This is a genomic window from Methanobrevibacter sp. (genome assembly GCF_045644645.1).
Lineage (GTDB): Archaea > Methanobacteriota > Methanobacteria > Methanobacteriales > Methanobacteriaceae > Methanocatella.
The window spans coordinates 1-5,025 of sequence record NZ_JAZRHE010000084.1 but is presented as its reverse complement, the minus strand read 5'-3'; the positions used below and the strand labels follow the sequence as shown (position 1 = coordinate 5,025).

The window sequence follows — 5,025 nt, the reverse complement described above, 5'->3', positions numbered from 1 at the left end:
CAATATAATTATTTATGTACAATTAAATAAATGGGACATTTTTAAAATAAGTAATATTTCCTTCAAAATTTGTTTCGTTTAACATAATAATTAAATACTATTCTAATCATAAATAATAAATGTCTAGTAAATAATCGATTTACTAATTGAGGTTATAAATATGAAAACTACTGTTAGTGTAATTAAAGCTGATATTGGAAGTGTGTCCGGACATTGTGTGGCACACCCTGAACTTTTGGATATTTGTGACAGTGTCTTAAACGACGCTTTAGACACCGGCATCTTAAAAGATTACTACATCTCCCGTTGCGGAGACGACATAGACCTAATAATGACCCACGACAAAGGGGAAGAAAACGAAGAAGTCCATGAAACCGCATACACTGCATTCATGAAAGCCACTGAAAGGGCACGTGAATTGAAATTATACGGTGCAGGACAGGATCTGTTATCCGACACATTCTCAGGAAACATCAAGGGTATGGGTCCTGGTGTGGCAGAAATGGAATTCGAAGAAAGGCCATCTGATCCTGTTCTCGTATTCTGCTGTGACAAAACCGAACCTGGTGCATTCAACCTGCCGGTATTCAGAATGTTTGCAGATCCGTTCAACACCGCAGGCCTTGTAATCGACCCAAGCCTACACGATGGATTCAAATTCGAAGTGTTTGACGTAATCGAACACAAAAAGGTTATCCTGAACTGTCCTGAAGAAATGTACGACTTGCTTGCATTAATCGGTTCCACCGGAAGATACGTAATTAAAAGAGTATGGAAGAAAAACGGTGAAATCGCAGCATCAATCAGTACCGAAAGACTAAACCTGATGGCTGGCGAATATGTAGGTAAAGACGACCCTGCATGTATTGTAAGGGCGCAATCCGGTTTCCCTGCAAACGGTGAATGTGTAGATCCATTTGCATTCCCACACATGGTAAGCGGATGGATGAGAGGATCCCACAACGGTCCATTAATGCCTGTTTCAGAAGCAGAAGCAAACCCGATCAGATTCGACGGACCACCTAGAGTAATCGGTTTAGGTTTCCAAGTAGCTAACGGCGAATTGATTGGTCCTGTAGATCTGTTCGATGATCCTGCATTCGACCCAACCCGTGAACAGGCTGCTAAAATCGCAACTTACATCAGAAGACACGGTCCATTCGAACCTCACAGACTGCCTTCCGAAGAAATGGAATACACCTCACTTCCTGGTGTAATGAAAAAATTGGAATCCAGATTTGAGGATATGGATTAGACTTAAAGAGATTTTTCATCTCTTCTTTTTTTACTTTTTTTTGGCTTAAATAATGGCCGATTTCTTTTTTCTTTTTAACGTTCAGACTAACATCTGGTCCATGATATGTTGGTTTTACGATTATTATTTTCTCTTTTTTCAATTCTTTTGGGGCTTTTTTAATGTATTTGCAGGGTATGTTGGATAATCTTTTGCAAACGTGCATAACGGGGGTGTGACGCTTATTGTAGTAATGGTCTTTGTGTAATGATTTAATAATCTTGATTTTAATCATTTTTTGATTTAACTCTTTAGCCATGAATATATATTATGTATTACCATTATATAAATTTTTATTACTAATTGCTTAAATAATTTACAAAATAAAAATATTTATTAGTCAGAAAATGTACATATATTGTATAGGTGATAAAAGATGTTTGAAGAATTATTTGGAAATTGCCCACAAGCAAAAGTTTTACAATTTTTCTTTTCTGCTCCTGTTGATGAATATACAAAACAGCAAATAGCTGTTGGCTCTGGTATTTCCAGGGTTACATTAGATAAATTCATCAATAAATTCATCGAAAATGAAATTATTTTATATCAAAATTCCAGATATATTTTAAATACAAAATCCGAGTTTATAAGAAAATTGGACATAGCACAAGAGGAATTTATTAAATTTCAGTTTAATAAACAGTTGGAAGAAGGTGTGGATGAATTCGAGGAAGTATCTGATGAAGAATTTAATAAACTTCTTGATAAAATTCCAGATTATTTGGATTTGGATGAGTTAGAAAGAGAAATAGGGTATAATGAAGAAATATTAGTTAATAAAATGGAATATGAATCATTAAAGGATTATTTTTTATCATTTTCAAATAAAGATAAATTGGGCTTGGATTTTTCATCTACAAATGATGAAAAATGGTATACGCTGGATGTGATTGAATGATTGAAGAAAATGTAGATATCAAATCTAAAATAAATATTAAGGAAGATTCAAAAATAGTTTATGCTTCCTCTTTTGGTGTTGGGGGGAATAATGAAGAGCTTAGACTAATTGTTGTTAACAATAAATTGGTTAATGATGGTGACGATATTGAGTTAATCAATGAATCTGATTTGCAGATAATAATGAATTATAATACTGCTATCAAATTAAATAAGCTGTTAAATAAGTATATTGGTAAAAATAAGTAGTATCATTTTTTGTGGGCGGTTATTATTGTAAAGCTGCTTGAATTGATGGTTATTATGCAGCCGTCAACGTCAACATAGTAGTTCTTGCCTTCCTTGCTCACAACAGAGTTGTCCTGTTTGAGCTTGGATATGCAGTAGCCGACAGGTTCCTCATCAATTCCCAAATTCCTCTGTATTCTTCCAATACCCATTTCAGTCGTATGGATCCTTTCAACATTTTCCAGAAGTGTCTTCTTGTGCATCTCATCACCAGATTTTTGCATTTCAGTCAATGGCATAATTACTTATTTATATATTCCACACTAATTAATTATTATGTCATTTTTAAAATTCATTCTTAAAAATCCATTCAGGAGAAAGAATAGTGCAATTCTAGCTATTGTAGGCATTGCAATAGGGATTGTAGTCATTGTTGCTCTTGGTGGAATTACAGACGGTTTAGTCAATACCTTCGAGGACACGATTCATGCGGGGGGTGCCGATTTTTCGATTTCGGGTAAGGAAACCGGAAACTCAGCATACGGGACTAATACCATAAGTGCAAACTGGACGGATAAAATTGCAAAAGTGGATGGTGTGGACGAGGCATATCCTATATATGTCGTTCTGACTTCAGTCGGCGATGACTATATGAATACCCTGATTGGTATCGACCCTAACGGGACTGCATTGGCGGACATATCCATGAAGGAGGGTAGAATTTTTGAAGACAATTCCTCCGAAGCCATTCTGGGCAAGATATATGCCGATGACAACAACTACTCCGTGGGGGACGATATCAAAATCAACGGTGAGGACTTTGAAGTCGTTGGAATTTTCGAAACCGGAGACCAGAACACTGCCGGAGGCGTGTTCACTTCAATCTCCAAAGTCGGGGACCTGATGGATGATGAGGATTCGATTTCAAACATCTATGTCAAGGTCAAGAAGGGAGAGGATGCCCAAACGGTCGCAGACAGGATCGATGCGAAATACGGAGACAACATCACGACAGTCACTTCAGTGATGGAGATGACCCAGATGGCGGATATGCTGAACATGCTGCAGGCATCAACATGGGCGATTTCACTTCTGGCCATTGTGGTTGGAGGTCTTGGAATCATCAACACAATGCTGATGTCCGTATTCGAAAGAACCCGTGAAATTGGTGTTTTAAAGGCTGTCGGCTGGTCAAACAGAAAAATCCTTACAATGATTGTAGGCGAATCACTTGTAATCACAATAGTTTCAGCAATCATCGGTTCAATTGTTGGCTATCTGGCATGCACTCTTTTAGGTCCTCAAATGGGAATAAGTCCATTGTTCACTCCTAAGATATTCATCCAGGCATTTTCAATAGCCATTGTCGTTGGAATAATCGGCGGAATCTATCCTGCAGTCAAGGCAATGAAATTGCCTCCAACTGAGGCATTGAGGTATGAATGAGGTGATATTATGAATGCTGTAGAAATAAATGACTTATATAAGAGCTATGAGGACGGAAAGATCAAGGCATTGAACGGCATAAACCTCACAATCAGAGACGGTGAATTCGTATCAATCATAGGGCCGTCAGGATCTGGCAAATCAACATTGCTGAACATGCTCGGTGCATTGGATGTTCCTGATTCCGGAAGCATCACTGTTGCGGGAGAGGACTTGAACACCTCTAAAAAGTTGAATGAGTTCAGGGCAGAAAAGATAGGATTCATTTTCCAGCTGCACAATCTGATTCCAAATATCTCTGTAGCGGAAAATATTGAAATCCCGATGTTTACACAGAAACTTTCATCTAAGGAGATGAGGGCCAAGGCCTTGAAACTGCTGGATGATGTCGGCCTTGAGGACAAGGCAGGAATTCTTCCGAACAAACTGTCCGGCGGTGAACGCCAGAGGGTGGCCATCGCCCGTGCGCTGGCAAATGACCCTTCAATAATATTGGCGGATGAACCAACAGGATCACTGGATTCGAAGACAAGTAGCAAAATCCTTAAGCAACTAATCGATTTGCACGAAAGCAAAAACGTAACGCTGATAATTGTCACTCATGATATGGATGTTGCCAAACTTGCAGACAGGGTTGTCGAAGTTTTGGATGGTGAGATCGTATCCGCCGGTGACGACTCTTTGATAAACAGCAAAATTGATGTTTAGACTGATGTCTATTCATCATCATCTTTTTTTATAAGACATTATTATTCATGCTAAATCAATTTTATTTTATTTTAAATCTTCTTTATTGACTATATAATATTGTATTTTGATTATATAAGCTTTATATATCATTAAATTCAAATTAAAGTTTAATTGTTTTGTTAAATAAAATATAAATCGGGAAAATACAAAACAACCGACAAACGTTTTACAGCAAAAAACGGCGAGGCAGATGTTCTGCTTAACGGCGAAAGAACCACAGCAGAAGCAACCTGGAAAGGCATAAACAACATTGACAACAGCACCATAGGCATAATGATAAGACCGATTATCGGACCGGCCAAAAAATTGCCCAAAGTGGTATAAATCGCTATCATGTTAAAATGATATATCGCAAAAGGTAAAGTCATCAGCGAGGCAATAAAGTCGGATATAACCACACCTAAAACATA

The 5,025-nt window shown here is 37.7% G+C and carries 7 protein-coding genes; 5 read left to right on the top strand and 2 right to left on the bottom strand.

Features of this window, described 5'->3' with window-relative positions; translation table 11 throughout:
• Positions 1–160 precede the first annotated feature (160 nt).
• From fbp to ACKI4K_RS04840, 3 genes are all read left to right on the top strand, one after another.
• Entirely contained in the window at positions 161–1,255 is a 1,095-nt protein-coding gene (gene fbp / locus ACKI4K_RS04850) for a fructose-1,6-bisphosphate aldolase/phosphatase (protein ID WP_407422833.1), read from the top strand.
• Between the two features lie 415 nt (positions 1,256–1,670).
• Positions 1,671–2,192 carry a hypothetical protein gene (locus ACKI4K_RS04845; RefSeq protein ID WP_407422831.1) on the top strand — a complete coding sequence of 174 codons (522 nt, stop codon included), beginning with the start codon at positions 1,671–1,673 and terminating at the stop codon, positions 2,190–2,192.
• Positions 2,189–2,440, top strand: a complete 252-nt coding sequence (locus tag ACKI4K_RS04840; protein ID WP_407422829.1) for a hypothetical protein — start codon at positions 2,189–2,191, stop codon at positions 2,438–2,440. The genes ACKI4K_RS04845 and ACKI4K_RS04840 overlap by 4 nt, the downstream gene beginning before the upstream one ends.
• Positions 2,441–2,442: 2 nt before the next feature.
• Here ACKI4K_RS04840 and ACKI4K_RS04835 read toward each other — a convergent pair whose 3' ends face one another.
• Positions 2,443–2,718, bottom strand: coding sequence for a DUF3781 domain-containing protein (locus ACKI4K_RS04835; RefSeq protein WP_407422827.1), 276 nt, complete (start codon positions 2,716–2,718; stop codon positions 2,443–2,445).
• Positions 2,719–2,755: 37 nt separating this feature from the next.
• Between ACKI4K_RS04835 and ACKI4K_RS04830 the strand changes: the two genes are divergently transcribed.
• On the top strand, positions 2,756–3,865 hold the full coding sequence (locus tag ACKI4K_RS04830) for an ABC transporter permease (RefSeq protein WP_407422825.1): 1,110 nt from the start codon (positions 2,756–2,758) through the stop codon (positions 3,863–3,865).
• A gap of 9 nt (positions 3,866–3,874) precedes the next feature.
• Positions 3,875–4,573, top strand: coding sequence for an ABC transporter ATP-binding protein (locus ACKI4K_RS04825; RefSeq protein WP_407422823.1), 699 nt, complete (start codon positions 3,875–3,877; stop codon positions 4,571–4,573).
• A gap of 161 nt (positions 4,574–4,734) precedes the next feature.
• Here the strand turns inward: ACKI4K_RS04825 and ACKI4K_RS04820 are convergent.
• Positions 4,735–5,025: ComEC/Rec2 family competence protein (locus ACKI4K_RS04820; RefSeq protein ID WP_407422821.1), on the bottom strand; the 291-nt coding region annotated here is incomplete at its 5' end.